We start from the raw sequence: 16158 nt of genomic DNA, 5'->3' as shown, positions 1-16158 counted from the left end.
TTCCGATCGTAGAAGCCCCGGTCGCCGGTTCGCATCGTTCCGCGGGGGGATGGATGTGTCCTACCACGGTCGTAGAGCTACAGCCGCAACATCTCGCGGCCCATCGCGGCGTCCTCGATGAAGTCCAGTCGGTGCGGTCGGTGGTACTCCTGCGGCGGCCTTGGTGTGAACGCAGGTGCCAGCAGCCAGGCACGTACGGCCGCGATGATTCGGTGGTGTCTGCCGGTGGTCGGACGGGGCCGGATGGCGGGTATCGCGACGGGGACGGCGCGCGGCAATGCACGTGCGACGAGCGCCATCTGGTGGGCTGGTGAACGTTGTGCTTGCGTCATGGATTGACGCTATGAAGTCGAGGGGGCCCTCCACATCGGTCTGTCGTCCGATCTTGATGTGCTACCGCGGTATGACATCGGCACCGACCGCAGCACCAGGCTCAGGAGTGCTTGTCCTTCTTGCCGAATGGCAGCACGTGCATGGTCGCGACCACGATGGCGCCGACCACCAACCCGATGACCGCCGATGCGGCGGTGTTGACCAGCCACGCCGCCACTCCGCCAAGACCCGCCGCATTCGCCAATGCGTGATGCACGAATTCTTCGGCGTGGTGCACCAGACCGTACGGGCCGTGCCAGCCAAGGGTATTGGTGCCGACGAGCAGGATGTGGCCGCCGACCCAGAGCATCGCGACCGTGCCGATGGCCGACAGCGCCGTGAGCAGCTTGGGCATACCGGCGACCAGGCCCCGGCCGATCCATTTGGCGAAACGCGAATTGCGTTGTGTCAGTGCCAGTCCGATATCGTCCATCTTCACGATGCCGGCCACCACGCCGTACACCGCCGCGGTGATCACCAGTGCGACGATGACCAGGATGATCAGCCGGGGGAAGAACGGTTGGTGGGTCACCTCATTGAGGGCGATGACCATGATCTCGGCGGACAGGATGAAGTCGGTGCGGATCGCGCCGGTCACCATGTAACGCTCGGCGTCCCCGCCGACGGCGCCGGCCGGCGCGTCGTGATGCCCTCCGGCTCCGTGCTTGGCGACGTAGCCCCAGACCTTTTCGGCCCCTTCGAAGCAGAGGTAGGTCGCGCCCAGCATCAGGATCGGGGTCAGCATCCAGGGCGCGAACTGGCTGAGCAGCAAGGCGACCGGCAGGATGAACACGATCTTGTTGCGCAGCGAACCGATCGCGATGCGCTTGATGACCGGAAGTTCGCGATCGGCAGTGATGCCGTGCACGTACTGAGGCGTCACCGCGGTGTCGTCGATCACCACGCCGGCGGCCTTCGCGGTGGCTTTCCCCGTCGCAGCGCCGATGTCGTCGATTGAGGCCGCGGCGAGACGTGCCAGCGCCGCGACGTCGTCGAGCAAACCGAACAGCCCGGCGCTCACTGCTTGCTCTCTTCGCGCAAGCGGCTCATCGGTTTGATTTCTCTTCGCGCAAGCGGCTCATCGGCGGCGCGTCTCCCATGAGCCTGAACATTACCTGTCAGTGCATGCCGATGAGCGACTCGATCCAGCCGCGAGCGAAGTACAAGATGAAGCCGGCGGCGACGATCCACAGCAGCGGGCTGATCTCCCGGGCTTTGCCTGCGGCCGACCGCAGCACCGCCCACGCGACGAAACCGACGCCGATGCCGTTCGCGATCGAGTAGCTGAACGCCATGGTCGCCACCGTGAGCACGACCGGCAGCGCGATCGAGAACTCAGAGATGTCGATGTGGCGCAAGTGCGACACCATCATCGCTCCCACGATGACCAGTGCCGCGGCGGCGACTTCCGTTGGCACGATCGAGGCCAGCGGCGAGACGAACATCGCCGCCAGGAACAGCGCACCGGTGACCAGGTTCGCCAGGCCGGTGCGGGCCCCCTCCTCGATGCCCGCGCCCGACTCGATGAAGACCGTGTTCGACGACGCGGAGGTCGCGCCGCCGACGACGGCACCCGCGCCCTCCACGATCAGTGCGGCCCGCAGCCGCGGGAAGGTGCCCTGGGCGTCGGCCAGGCCGGCTTCCCGGGACAGCCCGGTCATGGTGCCCATGGCGTCGAAGAAGTTCGCGAACACGAGCGTGAACACCAGCATGATGGCCGCCAGCGCGCCGATCCGGCCGAAGCTGCCGAGGCTGAAGGCGCCGACCAGAGACATGTCGGGCAGCGCGAACGGAGAGCCGGAGAGCGACGGCACCGACAGTCCCCAGCCGCCGGGGTGCTCGGTCGCCGACCCCAGGTGCCAGATCGCCTCGACGATGATTGCGATCACGGTGCCCGCGGCCAGGCCGATCAGGATGCCTCCGCGTACCCGCCGGGCCACGAGGATGCCGGTGATCAGCAAGGTGAACACGAACACCACGGTGGGCACGGTGTTGATCGAGCCGGTGCCGCCGCTGCCCAGGCCCACCGGCGGCGACGGGCGGCCGGTGGAACCCACGAAGCCGGCGTCGACGAGGCCGATGAACAAGATGAACAACCCGATGCCCGCGGTGATGGCGAGCTTGAGCTGGATCGGCACGGCGTCGAACACCAGCCGCCGCAGACCGCTGGCCGCCAACAGCACGATCACCAGGCCGTTGATGACGACGAGGCCCATCGCCTCCGGCCACGTCACCGACCCGACGACAGTGGTGGCCAGGAACGAGTTGATGCCGAGGCCTGCCGCGAACGCGAACGGCATCCGGGCGATGACGCCGAACAGGATCGTCATCACCCCGGCGGCCAGGGACGTCGTCGCCGACACTTGCGCGAACGCCAGCTTGTTGCCTGCCACGTCTTGAGCGCTCGACAGGATGACGGGGTTCAGCACGATGATGTAGGCCATCGCGATGAACGTGACGACGCCACCTCGTATCTCGGCGGAGACACTGGAGCCGCGCGCCGAGATTTCGAAGAAGCGATCGAGGCGGTTCATAGCTGATGACCCTAAAGTCCGCGGCTGCCGCGCGCTCAGCATCGCCCCGACTGCCATGCCCGTGCCGCGCCATGGAACGCCTTGACCTCAAGTTGACTTCAGGTGCCATGCTGCGGTCATGACAGTCGGACGGCCGCCCGTAACACTCGCGGTCGCGTCGGGAAACCAGCATGAACCCGGAGGTAAACCCCCTGGGAGCGGGCTCCGGCGCGGGATAGCTTCGGGTTACGAAGTGGCCAGGACCGGATCGACGACAAACGGCAGGAGCGGGGCCATGCCAGTCACCAAGCCAGTCCCTATGAGTGTGCGATTCGAGCGCGACGCGCTGCCCCTGTTGGATCAGCTTTACGGGGTCGCGCGCAAGTACGCGCGCAGCGCCGCGGATGCCGAGGACTTGGTGCAGGAGACAATGCTCAAGGCCTACGCCAGTTTTCACACGTTCGAAGACGGCACCAACATCAGGGCGTGGCTGTTCCGGATCCTGACCAACACGTGGATCAACTCGTATCGCGCCGCCCAGCGCAGGCCGGACGAGGTGCTGGCCGACACCGTCACCGAGTCGCAGTTGGCTGCTGTGGCAGCACGTTCGACCGTCGAGCTGGCCTCGGCGGAGCTCGCCGCGCTTGAGGCGCTGGGCGACGACGAAGTCTGTCAGGCCGTGCAGTCCCTGCCGGAGTTCCAGCGGATCGTCGTCTACTACGCCGACGTTGTGGGCTTCCGGTACAAGGAGATCGCCGAGATCCTGCAGATTCCGGTGGGCACGGTGATGTCCAGACTGCACCGCGGCCGACGCGAGTTGCGCGGCCTGCTCGCCGAGATCGCTGTTGCTCGTGGCTATGTCGGCCGCGACGGTTCCGCGGGAGCGGCCGCCTAACTCCCTTGCGTCCGGTCACGGCGAAATTGCCCGGTGAACCGGGAAGCCGGACGCGCCCGCCCGTGTTGTCACCTGATTGAGGCACGGCTCGGTGGAGCGGATAACCCCGCTTGGGTGTAAGGTCTTTTCCCGCTGTACATAGTTATTCGAACTAATTCGCTGAGCGTTCGCACAGTTCGGATGATGTCGGGAGGTATGGGTGGTGGCGAGTCGCATCGCGCGAGCGTTCAAAGTGCTGTGGATACCACTGGTCCTGATCGTCGTGTTGGCGATCTCGGGTCTGGTGGTGTCACGACTGCACCGGATGTTCGGCTCCGAAGATCTCAACGCGAATGCCGGTGCCGGCATCGAGATCGTGCAGTTCAACCCGAAAGTGCTGGTGTACGACGTGTACGGCCCGCCGGGGTCCACCGCGCAGATCAGCTACTTCGACCCGGACGCCAACATCCATCAGGTGAACACGACGCTGCCGTGGTCGGTCACGCTGTCGACGACACTTCCGACGGTCAGCGCCAACCTCATGGCCCGCAGTGACAGCGACCAAATCGGCTGTCGCGTCACGGTGAACGGAACCGTTCGCGAAGAGCAAGCCGCCGATGGCGTCAATGCCCAGACCTACTGCTTGGTGAAGTCCGCATGACACATACCGTGCCCGATCAGCCCGCCGAACCCGCGCAGCCGGCGCACGCCGAGAAAGGCCGTGGCCACCGGCCCTATTTCGCGCACGCCATGCGCATACTGGCCCTGCCCATCATCCTGTTCTGGATCGTGTTCGCGGTCGTGGTCAACGTGATCGCACCGCAGCTGGAGGTCGTCGGCGAGGAACACTCGGCGCCTATGGCGCCGGCCGATGCGCCCTCGATGATCGCGATGAAGCGCATGGGCGCGAACTTCCAGGAGTTCAACTCCAACAGCACGGTGATGGTGGTCGTGGAGGGCGAGAAGCCGCTCGGCCCCGACGCGCACCGGTACTACGACGAGATCATCCGCAAGCTGCGTGAGGATCCCGAACACATCCAGCACATCCAGGACTTCTGGGGTGACACGCTGACGGCCGCGGGCGCACAGAGCGCTGACGGCAAGGCTTCCTACGTCATGCTGAACCTGGCCGGTGAGCAAGGCCAGACCCTGGCCAACGAGGGCGTCAACAAGGTCCGCGATGTCATCAAGAACACGCAGGCCCCACCGGGCGTGCAAGCCTACGTCGCAGGCCCCGCGGCCCTGACCGACGATCTGCACGTGATCGGCAATGCCAGCCTCGGCCAGATCACCCTGTTCACCCTGGTGGCCATCGCGGTGATGCTGCTCATCGTCTACCGGTCGATCCGCACCACGCTGGTGCAGTTGTTGCTGACCGCGATCGGCCTGTTGAGCTCGCGCGGTGTGGTGTCGGTGCTCGCCACCCACGACGTGTTCGGCCTGACGACGTTCGCGGGAAACATCCTCACGATGCTCGCGATCGCCGCGGCGACCGACTACGGCATCTTCCTGTTCGGTCGCTACCGCGAGGCACGCGGTTCGGGCGAGGAACGAGAAGACGCGTACTACACCACGTTCAAATCCGTCGCGCCCGTCATCATCGGTTCCGGCCTGACGATCGCCGGTGCGACGTACTGCCTCAGCTTCGCCCGGCTGCCGTACTTCTCCACCATGGGTGAGCCCGTCGCGATCGGCATGGTCGTGGTGGTCGCATCGGCGGTGACCATGGGACCGGCGCTGCTCTTCCTCGGTACCCTGGTCGGGCTGTACGAAGCCAAGAAGCCCGACACGGGCCGGTTCTGGCGCAAGGTCGGTACTGCGGTAGTCCGTTGGCCCGCACCGATTCTGGTGGCCAGCGCCGTTGTGGTGATGATCGGTCTGGTGGCGGTACCCGGGTACAAGCCCGCCTACAACGACCGCTGGTACCTGCCCACCGATGCACCGGTGAACGTCGGATTCGCCGCAGCGGACCGGCATTTCACCCAGGCCCGGATGAACCCCGACATCCTCATGGTCGAGGCCAACCACGACATGCGCAACCCGGCCGACATGCTGGTGCTCGACCGGGTGGCCAAGAACGTGCTGCGCACGCAGGGCATCGCGATGGTCCAGAGCATCACCCGGCCGCTGGGAATTCCCATCCAGCACAGCTCGATTCCCTTCCAGACCAGCATTCAGGGTCAGACCAGCAACCTGAACCTGCCGTTCCAGCGGGCGCAGTTGGACGACCAGCTCAAGATGATCGACGCGACCAATGAGTCGATCTCCATCCTGGAGAAGCAGTACCAACTGTCCCTCGAGCAGACCAAGCTCACCCAGGACTCGGCGGCCAAGTCGCAAGAGCTGCTCGCCGTCACCGAGAAGATGCGCGACAACATCGCCAATTTCGATGATCAGTTCCGGCCGCTGCGCAACTACTTCTACTGGGAGCCGCACTGCTTCGACATTCCCATGTGCGCCGCGACGAGGTCGATATTCGATTCTCTCGATTCGATCGACGAACTGACCGACAAGACGGCCTCGGTTCAGGTCAACACCGACCAATTGGCGGACCTGGCACCGAAATTGACCGCACTCCTGCCTCAGACGATCGCCTCGATGAAGACCAGCAGAGATCTGTCGCTGGCGTCGTACAACTCGCAGAAGGCCCTGCTCGATCAGATGGAGGCGATGAACAATACCGCGCTGGCGATGGGCCAGAGCTTCGACGACGCCAAGAACGACGATCTGTTCTATCTGCCGCCCGAGGCGTTCACCAACCCCGACTTCGAGCGCGGTCTGAAGATGTTCCTGTCGCCGGACGGGAAGTCTGCGCGCATGTTCATCACCCACCAGACCGACCCGGCGACCACGGAAGGCATCGCGCGCGTCGATGCGGAGCGGACCGCCGCGCAGGAGGGCCTCAAGATGTCCTCGCTGTCCGACGCCAAGATCTATCTCGGCGGCGTGGCGGCGACGTACAAGGACATGAGCGACGGCGCGCGGTACGACCTGATGATCGCGGTGGTGTCAGCGCTGACGCTGATCTTCATGATCATGCTGATCCTGACGCGAAGCGTGGTGGCCGCATTGACCATCGTCGGCACCGCGGCCAGCTCGATCGCGGCGTCGTTCGGTATCTCAGTGTTGTTGTGGCAGGACCTTTTCGGCATCCAGGTGCAGTGGTTGGTCATGCTGATGTCGGTGATCATCCTGCTGGCCGTGGGATCGGACTACAACCTGCTGTTGGTGTCGCGGTTCAGAGACGAGATCCACGCGGGCCTCAAGACCGGCATCATCCGGTCGATGGGTGGCACCGGCGGCGTGGTGACGTCGGCCGGGCTGGTGTTCGCCGCGACCATGGCGGCGATGATGGGCAGCCAGTTGATCGTGCTGGCCCAGATGGGGTCGACCATCGCGATCGGTCTGCTGATGGACACCCTTGTGGTGCGGTCGCTGTTGATGCCGTCGATCGCGACGCTGCTGGGCCGGTGGTTCTGGTGGCCGCAGGTGGTCTACCCCCGTGGGGACTACCACTTCCGCAAGTACCGGCCGCGTCGGCAGGACCACGGCAAGGACGACGACACGGTGTCGCTGCCCGCCCAGGTGTAGCGCCGGGCAGGATGACCGCCGCGCCCTGCCGGCGTTCTGGCTGTCGAGACGTCGCGCGACCTCGTGACGACAGCCACCGGGGAGCGACAGATGGACTGCGTCGAGCAGCAGGTTGCCACGTCGGTACTGGTCATCGGTACCGGCGGCGCAGCGCTGCGGGCCGCCATCGAACTGGCCGAGCGAGGCATCGACGTGCTCGTCGTGGGGAAGAGACCGATGGCCGACGCGCACACCACGCTGGCCCGGGGCGGGGTCAACGCGGCGCTGGCCACCATGGACCCCGACGACAGTTGGCAGCAGCACGCGGCCGACACCCTGACCGAGAGCTGCCTGCTGGCCGACCCGGTCACGGTACGCATCGTCACCGAAGGGGCGGCGGAGGCGATCCGGGACCTCGAGCGCTACGGCATGGCGTTCGCCCGGGAGCGCGACGGCCGGATCTCCCAGCGCTTCTTCGGGGCGCACACGCACCGCCGGACTGCGTACGCGGGCGACCACACCGGCCTGGAGCTGCACCGCACCCTGGTACACCGGGCGCTGGAACTCGCTGTCCCGGTGATGGATTCGGTCTACATCACCAGTCTGCTGGTGCGCGACGCCGTGATTTTCGGAGCCTACGGATTCGACGTGTGCGACGGCACGCGCTACACCATCCACTCCGATTCGGTCATCCTGGCGACGGGTGGACATGCCCGGATCTGGCGCCGGACCTCGTCGCGGCGCGGGGAGAACACCGGTGACTCTTTCCGTCTGGCGCACGAAGCGGGTGCCCGAATCCGCGATGCCGAACTGGTCCAATTCCATCCGACGGGGTTGATCCAACCCGAGGAGTGGGCGGGGACACTGGTCCCGGACATCGCCAGAGCCGAGGGCGGGATCCTGCGCAACGCCCTGGGCGATCGGTTCATGCGGCGTTACGACAGCGAGCGCATGGAGCTTTCGTCATCGAATCAGGTGGCGGTGGCAGCCGACACCGAGATCCGGGCCGGCCGCGGCACGCCGCGCGGTGGGGTGTGGCTGGACCTGACTCATCTGCCGCGAACTCACATCCTCGACCGGCTGCCCCGGCTGTACCAGAGCCTGCTGGACGTGCAGTCGCTCGACATCACCACCGATCCGATCGAAGTCGCTCCCGCCGCCCATTATTCGATGGGCGGGGTCTGGGTCCGCGCCGACGACCACAGCACTGATGTCGCGGGTCTCTACGTGATCGGCGCGGCATCCACCGGCATGCATGGCGCCGGCGTGCTTGGTGGCAACCCGCTCATCGAACTGCTGGTGTATGGCAAGATCGCCGCCCGTGCCGCCGCGCGCTACTCCATTGGGCTTGGCGCACAGCAACGTTCCCGGTCCGCGGTGTCCGACGCACGCGATGCCATCGCCGGGCTGCTGTCGTCGCCGGGCTCGGAGAATGCGCACTACCTCCACCGTGCTGTCCGCGCCACCATGACGCGGCACGCCGGCGTGGTCCGCGACGAAGCGGGACTTCGCGCCGGGCTCGACGAGATCGACGACATCGAAAGCCTCACGCCGCGGCTCGCCGTCCATCCCGACATCGCCGGATTCGTCGAGCTGGCAGAGGCTTTCGATCTGCGGTCGGCGTTGTCGGCCGGGCGCGCCACGTTGGAGACGGCGCTGCAACGGCGGGAGACCCGCGGCTGCCACAACCGTTCGGATTGCCCGCCCGCCGACGAATCGTTGCGCGTCAACCTCGTCTGGTCCGGGCCGGGCAGGGTAGCCGCCGAACCTGTGCCGGACATTCCCGGGGACATCGCCGCGCTGATGCGCCCGGTGAGCACGATCGGCAAACTTCTCGAATAGTCGGTTCAGGGCGAATGCGCTGTCGAGCAAGGCTTTCCGGTCCGGTGTACGGTCTGGTTCTCCATCGGCGGGAAGAGCTCACTATTATTTCGTGATCGGACCTTCTACGGCCGCTGGTGGGCGGCTGGGCGCCACGAGAAACGGACGATGGTGCGGATGACGAGTGTGGGTGGGGGCCAACCGCTGCGGGGACGCGCCGCGGAATGCGAAACGCTACGCGGTGTGGTTGCCGATGCTCGCTCCGGCATCAGTCGGACCCTGGTGCTGCGCGGTGAGGCCGGGGTCGGCAAGACAGCGTTGCTGGAGTATGCCGTACGCCAGGCGTCGAGTTTCCGGCTCGCTCAGGTGTCCGGCGTGGAATCGGAGATGGAACTGGCCTTCGCCGGTCTGCAGCAGTTGTGCGCACCGTTGCTCGGTCACATCGACGAACTGCCCGAACCGCAGCGCAACGCACTGTCGGTGGCGTTCGGACTCGGTGTCGGGCCGACCCCCGACCGCTTCCTGGTCGGGTTGGCCGTGCTGAGCCTCATGGCGGCGGCAGCCGACGACCGGCCGCTGATGTGTGTTATCGACGACGCGCAATGGCTGGACCAGGTATCGGTGCAGACGCTGGGATTCGTGGCACGCCGAATGCTGGCTGAACCCGCGGCCATGATCTTTGGAGTGCGCGATGGTGTCGAAGACTTCTTGACCGGTTTGCCGGAGTTACGGGTCAGCGGCCTGCCCGACAGTGACGCACGGGTTCTCTTGGAGTCGGTCATGTTCGGCGGAATCGATCCGCGGGTGCGCGACCGTATCGTGGCTGAGACCAGGGGAAACCCGTTGGCGCTCCTGGAGGTGCCGCGCACCATGTCGGCGGCGGAGATGGCAGGCGGCTTTCGGCCTGCCGCCGTGCGGCCGCCGGCAGACCGGGTCGAGAGCGGATTCGTCGAGCGGATCAAGGCGCTGCCCCACGACACCCGGCGACTGGTGTTGGCCGCCGCCGCCGAACCGGTCGGCGACGCAGCGTTGTTTCTGCGCGCTGCCGAACACCTCGGTATCTCCGCCGATGCGCTGATCCCCGCCGAGCAAGCCGGGATCATCGAATTCGGTCCGCGCATGCGCTTTCACCATCCGCTCGTGCGTTCGGCCGCCTACCGCGCCGCGGACATCGCCGAGCGCCGCGACATCCACCGTGCCCTGGCGCACGCCACAGACTCGACCATTGACCCCGACCGCCGCGCCTGGCACGCCGCACATGCCACCGCGGGACCCGACGATGCCGTCGCGAAGGAGTTGGAAGCCTCGGCCTGGCGGGCCCAGACCCGCGGTGGTATCGCGGCGGCCGCGACCTTTCTGGAACGCGCGGCCATCCTCACCGCCGATCCTGAGTTGCGCGGCTCGCGCGCCATCGCGGCAGCCCAGACCAAGCGTGATGCGGCGGAACCCCAAACCGCTTATGAACTACTCGCTTTGGCTGAACTGAGCCCCCTGACGGCGCTGCAGCAAGCCGAGATCGGGCGGTTGCGGGCGCAGATGGAGTTCACCCGCAGCCGCAGCGGTGCCGGTGACGCACCGCAAGTCGACCAGGCCGCGGCGCGGCTACTCAAGGCCGCAACTCGACTGGAGAGCCTGCACGATGAACTCGCCAGGGAGGCCTATGTAGAGGCCTTCGCGGCGGCGATGTACGCCTCACGCAACCAGCCCGACGCGCTCGTCCGCGTGGCAACAGCGGCACGCAACGCCGTCGACCGCGTTACGGACCTGCGGCATCCCATCGACCTGCTGCTCAGTGGCATGGCCCATCGCGTCACGGGCGGGCTTGCCGCCGGTACCCGCCAGCTGCGCGCCGCCCTCGAAACATGGTGCACTCCAGCTGGATCCGACGACGTGCAGGCGCTGCGCTGGATGGCGCTGGCGTACCCCGTCGTCCACGAATCCGCCGCGGGTGAGATGTGGGACGACGATCTGCTCGACCGCATGTCCAGCGCGATGGTTCAGCGGGCGCGGGCAGCCGGCGCGTTGGCGCTGTTGCCCCCGGCCATCGCATTCCGGGCTGGCGTGTATGTCCTGGAAGGTGAATTCGCCGCGGCCACAGCACTTATGGAAGAGGCCGACGCGATCTCGGTGGCGATCGGACACCAGCCGATGAAATACCACAAGGTGGAGCTGGCCGCCTGGCAGGGCGACCTGGCGGTGGCGAGCGGTCTGATCGAAGCGGGTACCGCCGAGGCGTCCGCCAAGGGGGAGGGCCGCCTGGCCGGCGTGATCGGCTACACCGCGGCGATCCTCTACAACGGGCTGGGCCGCTACGAGGCGGCCCTCGCCGCTGCCACCGAAGCGTGCGGATTCGACGATCTCGGCTTCTACGGCTGGTGCCTGCTCGAGCTCGCCGAAGCCGCTGCACACACGGGCGATCGCGAAGCGCTCGCGATGGCGGTGCGACGTCTGGAGGAAGGCGCAGGCGTCAGCGGAACGGATTGGGGGCTGGGTGCTTTGGCGAGTGCCCGCGCCATGCTCGCGGACGGCGACGAGGCCGACGCGCTGTTCACCGAATCGGTCGAGCGGCTCGGACGCACCAGGGTCCGGTCGCAGCTGGCCCGTGCGCACCTGCGCTACGGAGAATGGCTGAGGCGTCAGAAGCGTCGCGGCGCCGCGCGTGAACACCTCGGCACCGCCCATGAGATGTTCACCGGGTTCGGCGCGCGGGCGTTCGCCGAACGTGCGCGCCGGGAACTCATCGGCACCGGGGAGAAAGTGCGCAAGCAGGCCATCAGTTCCGGTGACGAGATGACGTCGCAGGAAGCGCAGATCGCGCAGCTGGCCCGTGACGGCCTGACCAATCAGGAGATCGGTGCGCAGCTGTTCATCAGCACTCACACGGTCGAGTGGCACCTGCGGAAGGTCTTCGTCAAACTGGGTATCAGCTCCCGCAGGCAGCTGCGCACGGTGTCCTGGCCCCACTGAGTTATAGCTTTACAAATATTCGCGATACTGTCACGGTAGTCGGTATGGATTTCTCCCGGGTGGCGCTGTCGGCTCAGGACGAGGCCTTCCGTGACGAGCTGTGAACGTTCCTGGCGGCCGTCGTCACCGACGAGGTCATCGCGCGTGACCGGGAAACCGGCGAAAACTTCGATGAGACAGTGCATCTCGCGCTCGGTCGCGCCGGATATCTCGCCGGTGACTACCGCGGCGAGGCCGACGGAGGTTTCAGCGCCGTGCGGCGGCGCATCTGGGAATTGGAGATCGGGCGAGCTCACACTCCCTGGTTCCATTGGGGCACAACGGCGATGGTGGCGCATACGGTCGAGCGGTTCGGTTCGGCGAAGCTGGTCGACGAGGTGTTACCGGGCGTGCTCGCGGGGCGGCTGCGGCTGTGCCTGGGATACACCGAGCCCGACGGCGGCTCCGACGTCGCCACCTGCAAGACCCGGGCGGTGCGCGATGGTGACGGCTGGATCATCAACGGATCCAAGATGTTCACCTCGAATGCCCACAACGCGCAGTACGTCTTCCTGGTCACCAACACCGATCCGGACGCGGCCAAACACCACAGCCTGACCATGTTCCTGGTGCCGCTCGATGCTCCTGGCGTCGAGATCCAGGGCATCCGCACGGTCGACGGCGACCGCACCAACATCACGTACTACAGCGATGTCCGGGTGGCCGACCGCTATCGCGTCGGCGCGGTCAACGGTGGGTGGGCGGTGCTGCGCGGCGCGCTCGACGTCGAGCACGGCACCGTCGAAACCGACACCCAGGGCCTGCAGAAGATCGCGACGATGACGGAGCACATCACGCTGATGGCCGAGGCCGTCGACCACGTCGCCGGCGCCGTGTCGAATCCGGCCGGGCACGACGATTCGGTGTACTACCGGCTCGGCCGCGGTGTTGCCCGGCTGGAGGCTGCGATGAGCACACCCGAGATGTACGGGCGGGTCGCGATCGCGCAGACCTTGCGTGACGTGTCCCCGGATCTGATGGACATCCTCGGCCCGGCCGGAGTCCTCACCGGCGGTGTCGAATACCTCTTCCGGCTGGCCGGCCCCACCGGAATCTACGGTGGCACGCTCGAGGTGTTCCGCAACATGATCGCCCAGCACGCTCTCGGCCTGGGTCGCCCGGTCTACGCAGCGCCCGCGTAACCGCTGCTGCAATACCGCATCGTTTTCCCGGGAAACGGGCGTAATACGCGGCCGCTGGCGGAGGATCGGGGGCATGGACCGAGATAGCGGACGTACCAGAAGGCTGCGGGTCTCTTCGCTGGCGGCGGTGGCCAACCCGTCGTACTCGCGGATCGACACGTGGAACCTGCTCGACGATGCCTGCAGGCAGTTGCTCGCGGTGCACCGCGCGGGTCTGGACACCAAGCATGAGACGGTTCGGGTGAAACGGTTGTTGGACCGGCTCAGCGCCTACGAACGGTACTGGCTGTATCCCGGTGCTGAGAAGGTCGAGGAGTTTCGCGACTACCTGGGTGATCTGGCGACAGAGCTGCTCAGTGACGAGGTGTCGCTCGCCGTCCGGTTGCTCTCGGATTACGGCGACCGCGCGGCGCTGTTCGACACGTCCTCGTCGTTGGCCGAGCAAGAGCTCGAAGCCAGGGTCAAGCGTGCGCAGTACTACACGGTGTTGCTCGCCGATGACTCGACATCGACAGGCCCGGAGGGACTGGCGGAGAGCCTGCGTGCGCTGCGCAATCCGGACGACGATGTGCAGTTCGAACTGCTGGTGGTGCCCAGCGTCGAGGACGCGATCACCGCCGTCGCGCTCAACGGCGAGATCCAGGCGGCGATCATCCGCCACGACCTGCCGCTGCGCTCGCGGGACCGGTTGCCGGTGATGGCGCGGCTGCTCGGCGCCAACGATGTGGCCGTGGCGACCGATCGCACCCACGACTGGGTGGAGTGCGGGGAGTGGATCCGGGAGCTGCGCCCGCACATCGACCGGTATCTGGTCACCGACGAGTCGATCGCGTCACCCGGCGAGTACGAGCCCGACATCTATCACCGCACGTTCTACCGGCTCAACGACGCCACCGACCTGTACAGCACGGTGATGGCCGGTATGCGTACCCGGTTCGCGACGCCGTTCTTCGACGCCCTGCGCGAATTCGCGCAGTCTCCGGTCGGGCAGTTCCACGCGCTTCCGGTGGCCCGGGGCGCGAGCATCTTCAATTCGAAGTCACTGCAGGACATGGGCGAGTTCTACGGCCGCAACATCTTCATGGCCGAGACCTCGTCGACCTCGGGTGGCCTCGACTCGCTGCTGGATCCGCACGGCAACCTCAAGAAAGCGATGGACAAGGCCGCCAAGACCTGGAATTCCAACCACACCTATTTCGTCACCAACGGCACGTCGACGGCGAACAAGATCGTCGTGCAATCGCTGGTCCGACCCGGCGACATCGTGTTGATCGACCGCAACTGCCACAAGTCGCATCACTACGGCCTGGTGCTGGCGGGGGCGTCCCCGCTGTATCTCGATGCCTATCCGCTGGAGTCCTTCGCGATCTACGGCGCGGTGCCGTTGCGCACCATCAAGCAGACCCTGCTGGATCTGGAGGCGGCCGGTCAGCTGCATCGGGTGCGCATGCTGCTGCTGACCAATTGCACGTTCGACGGTGTCGTCTACAACCCGCAGCGGGTGATGGAAGAGGTCCTGGCGATCAAGCCCGACATCTGCTTCCTGTGGGACGAGGCGTGGTACGCGTTCGCCACCGCGGTGCCGTGGTCACGCGGCCGCACCGCGATGATCAGTGCCGAACGGCTGGAGACCATGCTCGAATCGGGCGAGTACGCCGAGCGGTACCGGGCCTGGTGTGCGGACATGAAGGGTGTCGAGCGCAGCGAGTGGGTCAACCACCGCTTGCTGCCCGATCCGAAGAAGGCCAGGGTGCGGGTGTACTCGACGCATTCCACCCACAAGTCGCTCTCGGCTCTGCGACAGGCGTCGATGATCCACATCCGGGACCAGGACTTCAACACCCAGAGCCGGGATGCGTTCGGCGAGGCGTTCTTGACCCACACCTCGACCTCGCCGAATCAACAGCTGCTGGCGTCGCTGGACCTGGCTCGGCGCCAGGTCGATCTGGAGGGCTTCCAGCTGGTCCGGTACGCCTACAACATGTCGCTGGTGTTCCGGCACCGCGTCCGGATCGACCCGTTGGTGAAGAAGTGGTTCCGGATCCTCGACGAGTCCGATCTGGTGCCCGAGCAGTACCGGCCCTCGGAGGTGCGGTCGTACCGACAGGTCAGCCAGGGGGCGTTGGAGGGCTGGAACGAGGCGTGGCGGTCCGATGAGTTCGTGCTCGACCCCACGCGGCTCACGTTGTTCATCGGCAAGACCGGGATGACGGGTTACGACTTCCGGGAAAAGGTGCTGATGGAGCGGTTCGGCATCCAGATCAACAAGACCTCGATCAACAGTGTGTTGCTGATCTTCACCATCGGTGTCACATGGTCGAGCGTGCACTATCTGCTCGATGCGCTGCGCCGCGTCGCGACGGATCTGGACCGGCAGTTCAGCACGGCAAGCAAGGCCGACCGGGCACTGCTGGCGCGCCGGGTCGAGGAGATCACCGAGGATCTGCCGCCGCTGCCGAACTTCAGCGAGTTCGACATCGCGTTCCGCCCCGACGGTGCCAGCTCGTTCGGGGACATGCGGTCGGCGTTCTACGCCGGATACGAAGAATCAGATCGCGAGTACGTGCCGCTGGGGGCGGCGGGCCGGCGCATCGCGGAGGGAAAGACGTTGGTGTCCACCACATTCGTGGTGCCCTATCCGCCCGGCTTCCCGGTGCTGGTGCCCGGACAGGTGGTCTCCAAAGAGATCCTGTACTTCCTCGCTCAACTCGACGTCAAGGAGATCCATGGCTACAACCCGGATCTCGGACTGTCGGTGTTCACCGAAGAGGCGGTCGCGCGGCTCACCGCAGCCCGCCTCGGGAGCGGCACGCCCGCGGTAGACCACCTGCCCGAGACGGCGTTCGACGTCAGGTGAGTG

9 protein-coding genes and 1 pseudogene are annotated in these 16158 nt (G+C 66.2%); 7 read left to right on the top strand and 3 right to left on the bottom strand.

Going from position 1 to position 16158, the window contains the following annotated elements:
* Window positions 1–77 precede the first annotated feature (77 nt).
* The 3 genes from BTO20_RS33470 to BTO20_RS33460 all read right to left on the bottom strand — a co-directional run bounded on the left by BTO20_RS33470 (window position 78) and on the right by BTO20_RS33460 (window position 2906).
* The gene (locus BTO20_RS33470) at window positions 78–332 is read right to left on the bottom strand and encodes a hypothetical protein (protein WP_157680388.1); all 255 of its coding nucleotides are present in this window, start codon (window positions 330–332) and stop codon (window positions 78–80) included.
* A 101-nt stretch (window positions 333–433) separates the two neighbouring features.
* The gene (locus BTO20_RS33465; protein WP_087080415.1) at window positions 434–1393 is read right to left on the bottom strand and encodes a DUF808 domain-containing protein; all 960 of its coding nucleotides are present in this window, start codon (window positions 1391–1393) and stop codon (window positions 434–436) included.
* 97 nt (window positions 1394–1490) lie between these two features.
* A complete protein-coding gene (locus BTO20_RS33460; protein ID WP_087080413.1) occupies window positions 1491–2906 on the bottom strand; it encodes an NCS2 family permease in 1416 nt (471 codons plus the stop codon).
* 298 nt (window positions 2907–3204) lie between these two features.
* On the opposite strand from BTO20_RS33460, the gene BTO20_RS33455 reads away from it, so the two are divergent.
* The 7 genes and pseudogenes from BTO20_RS33455 to BTO20_RS33425 all read left to right on the top strand — a co-directional run bounded on the left by BTO20_RS33455 (window position 3205) and on the right by BTO20_RS33425 (window position 16155).
* Window positions 3205–3780, top strand: a complete 576-nt coding sequence (locus tag BTO20_RS33455; protein ID WP_408632134.1) for a sigma-70 family RNA polymerase sigma factor — start codon at window positions 3205–3207, stop codon at window positions 3778–3780.
* A 202-nt stretch (window positions 3781–3982) separates the two neighbouring features.
* Window positions 3983–4420: an MmpS family transport accessory protein gene (locus tag BTO20_RS33450; protein WP_087083038.1), complete on the top strand. Its 438-nt coding sequence runs from the start codon at window positions 3983–3985 to the stop codon at window positions 4418–4420.
* Complete coding sequence (locus tag BTO20_RS33445) at window positions 4417–7350, top strand: MMPL/RND family transporter (RefSeq protein WP_198344163.1); 2934 nt, start codon at window positions 4417–4419, stop codon at window positions 7348–7350. The genes BTO20_RS33450 and BTO20_RS33445 overlap by 4 nt, the downstream gene beginning before the upstream one ends.
* 90 nt (window positions 7351–7440) lie before the next feature.
* Window positions 7441–9171, top strand: coding sequence for an L-aspartate oxidase (locus BTO20_RS33440; protein WP_087080409.1), 1731 nt, complete (start codon window positions 7441–7443; stop codon window positions 9169–9171).
* Between the two features lie 156 nt (window positions 9172–9327).
* Entirely contained in the window at window positions 9328–12117 is a 2790-nt protein-coding gene (locus BTO20_RS33435) for a helix-turn-helix transcriptional regulator (RefSeq protein ID WP_087083034.1), read from the top strand.
* 44 nt (window positions 12118–12161) lie between these two features.
* A pseudogene (locus BTO20_RS33430) lies at window positions 12162–13298 on the top strand (acyl-CoA dehydrogenase family protein).
* A gap of 73 nt (window positions 13299–13371) precedes the next feature.
* Window positions 13372–16155, top strand: a complete 2784-nt coding sequence (locus BTO20_RS33425; protein ID WP_087080406.1) for an aminotransferase class I/II-fold pyridoxal phosphate-dependent enzyme — start codon at window positions 13372–13374, stop codon at window positions 16153–16155.
* Window positions 16156–16158: the final 3 nt, after the last annotated feature.

It is taken from the genome of Mycobacterium dioxanotrophicus (genome assembly GCF_002157835.1).
Classification (GTDB): domain Bacteria; phylum Actinomycetota; class Actinomycetes; order Mycobacteriales; family Mycobacteriaceae; genus Mycobacterium; species Mycobacterium dioxanotrophicus.
The sequence above is the reverse complement of the archived record's forward strand: the minus strand, read 5'-3'. Positions and strand labels throughout refer to the sequence as shown.

What these genes read in the sequence shown, in the direction of transcription:
- BTO20_RS33470 (WP_157680388.1), bottom strand. Translation starts at nt 332, where the DNA reads ATGACGCAAGCACAACGTTCACCAGCCCACCAGATGGCGCTCGTCGCA.
- BTO20_RS33460 (WP_087080413.1), bottom strand. Translation starts at nt 2,906, where the DNA reads ATGAACCGCCTCGATCGCTTCTTCGAAATCTCGGCGCGCGGCTCCAGT.
- BTO20_RS33455 (WP_408632134.1), top strand. Translation starts at nt 3,205, where the DNA reads ATGAGTGTGCGATTCGAGCGCGACGCGCTGCCCCTGTTGGATCAGCTT.
- BTO20_RS33445 (WP_198344163.1), top strand. Translation starts at nt 4,417, where the DNA reads ATGACACATACCGTGCCCGATCAGCCCGCCGAACCCGCGCAGCCGGCG.
- BTO20_RS33440 (WP_087080409.1), top strand. Translation starts at nt 7,441, where the DNA reads ATGGACTGCGTCGAGCAGCAGGTTGCCACGTCGGTACTGGTCATCGGT.
- BTO20_RS33435 (WP_087083034.1), top strand. Translation starts at nt 9,328, where the DNA reads ATGACGAGTGTGGGTGGGGGCCAACCGCTGCGGGGACGCGCCGCGGAA.
- BTO20_RS33425 (WP_087080406.1), top strand. Translation starts at nt 13,372, where the DNA reads ATGGACCGAGATAGCGGACGTACCAGAAGGCTGCGGGTCTCTTCGCTG.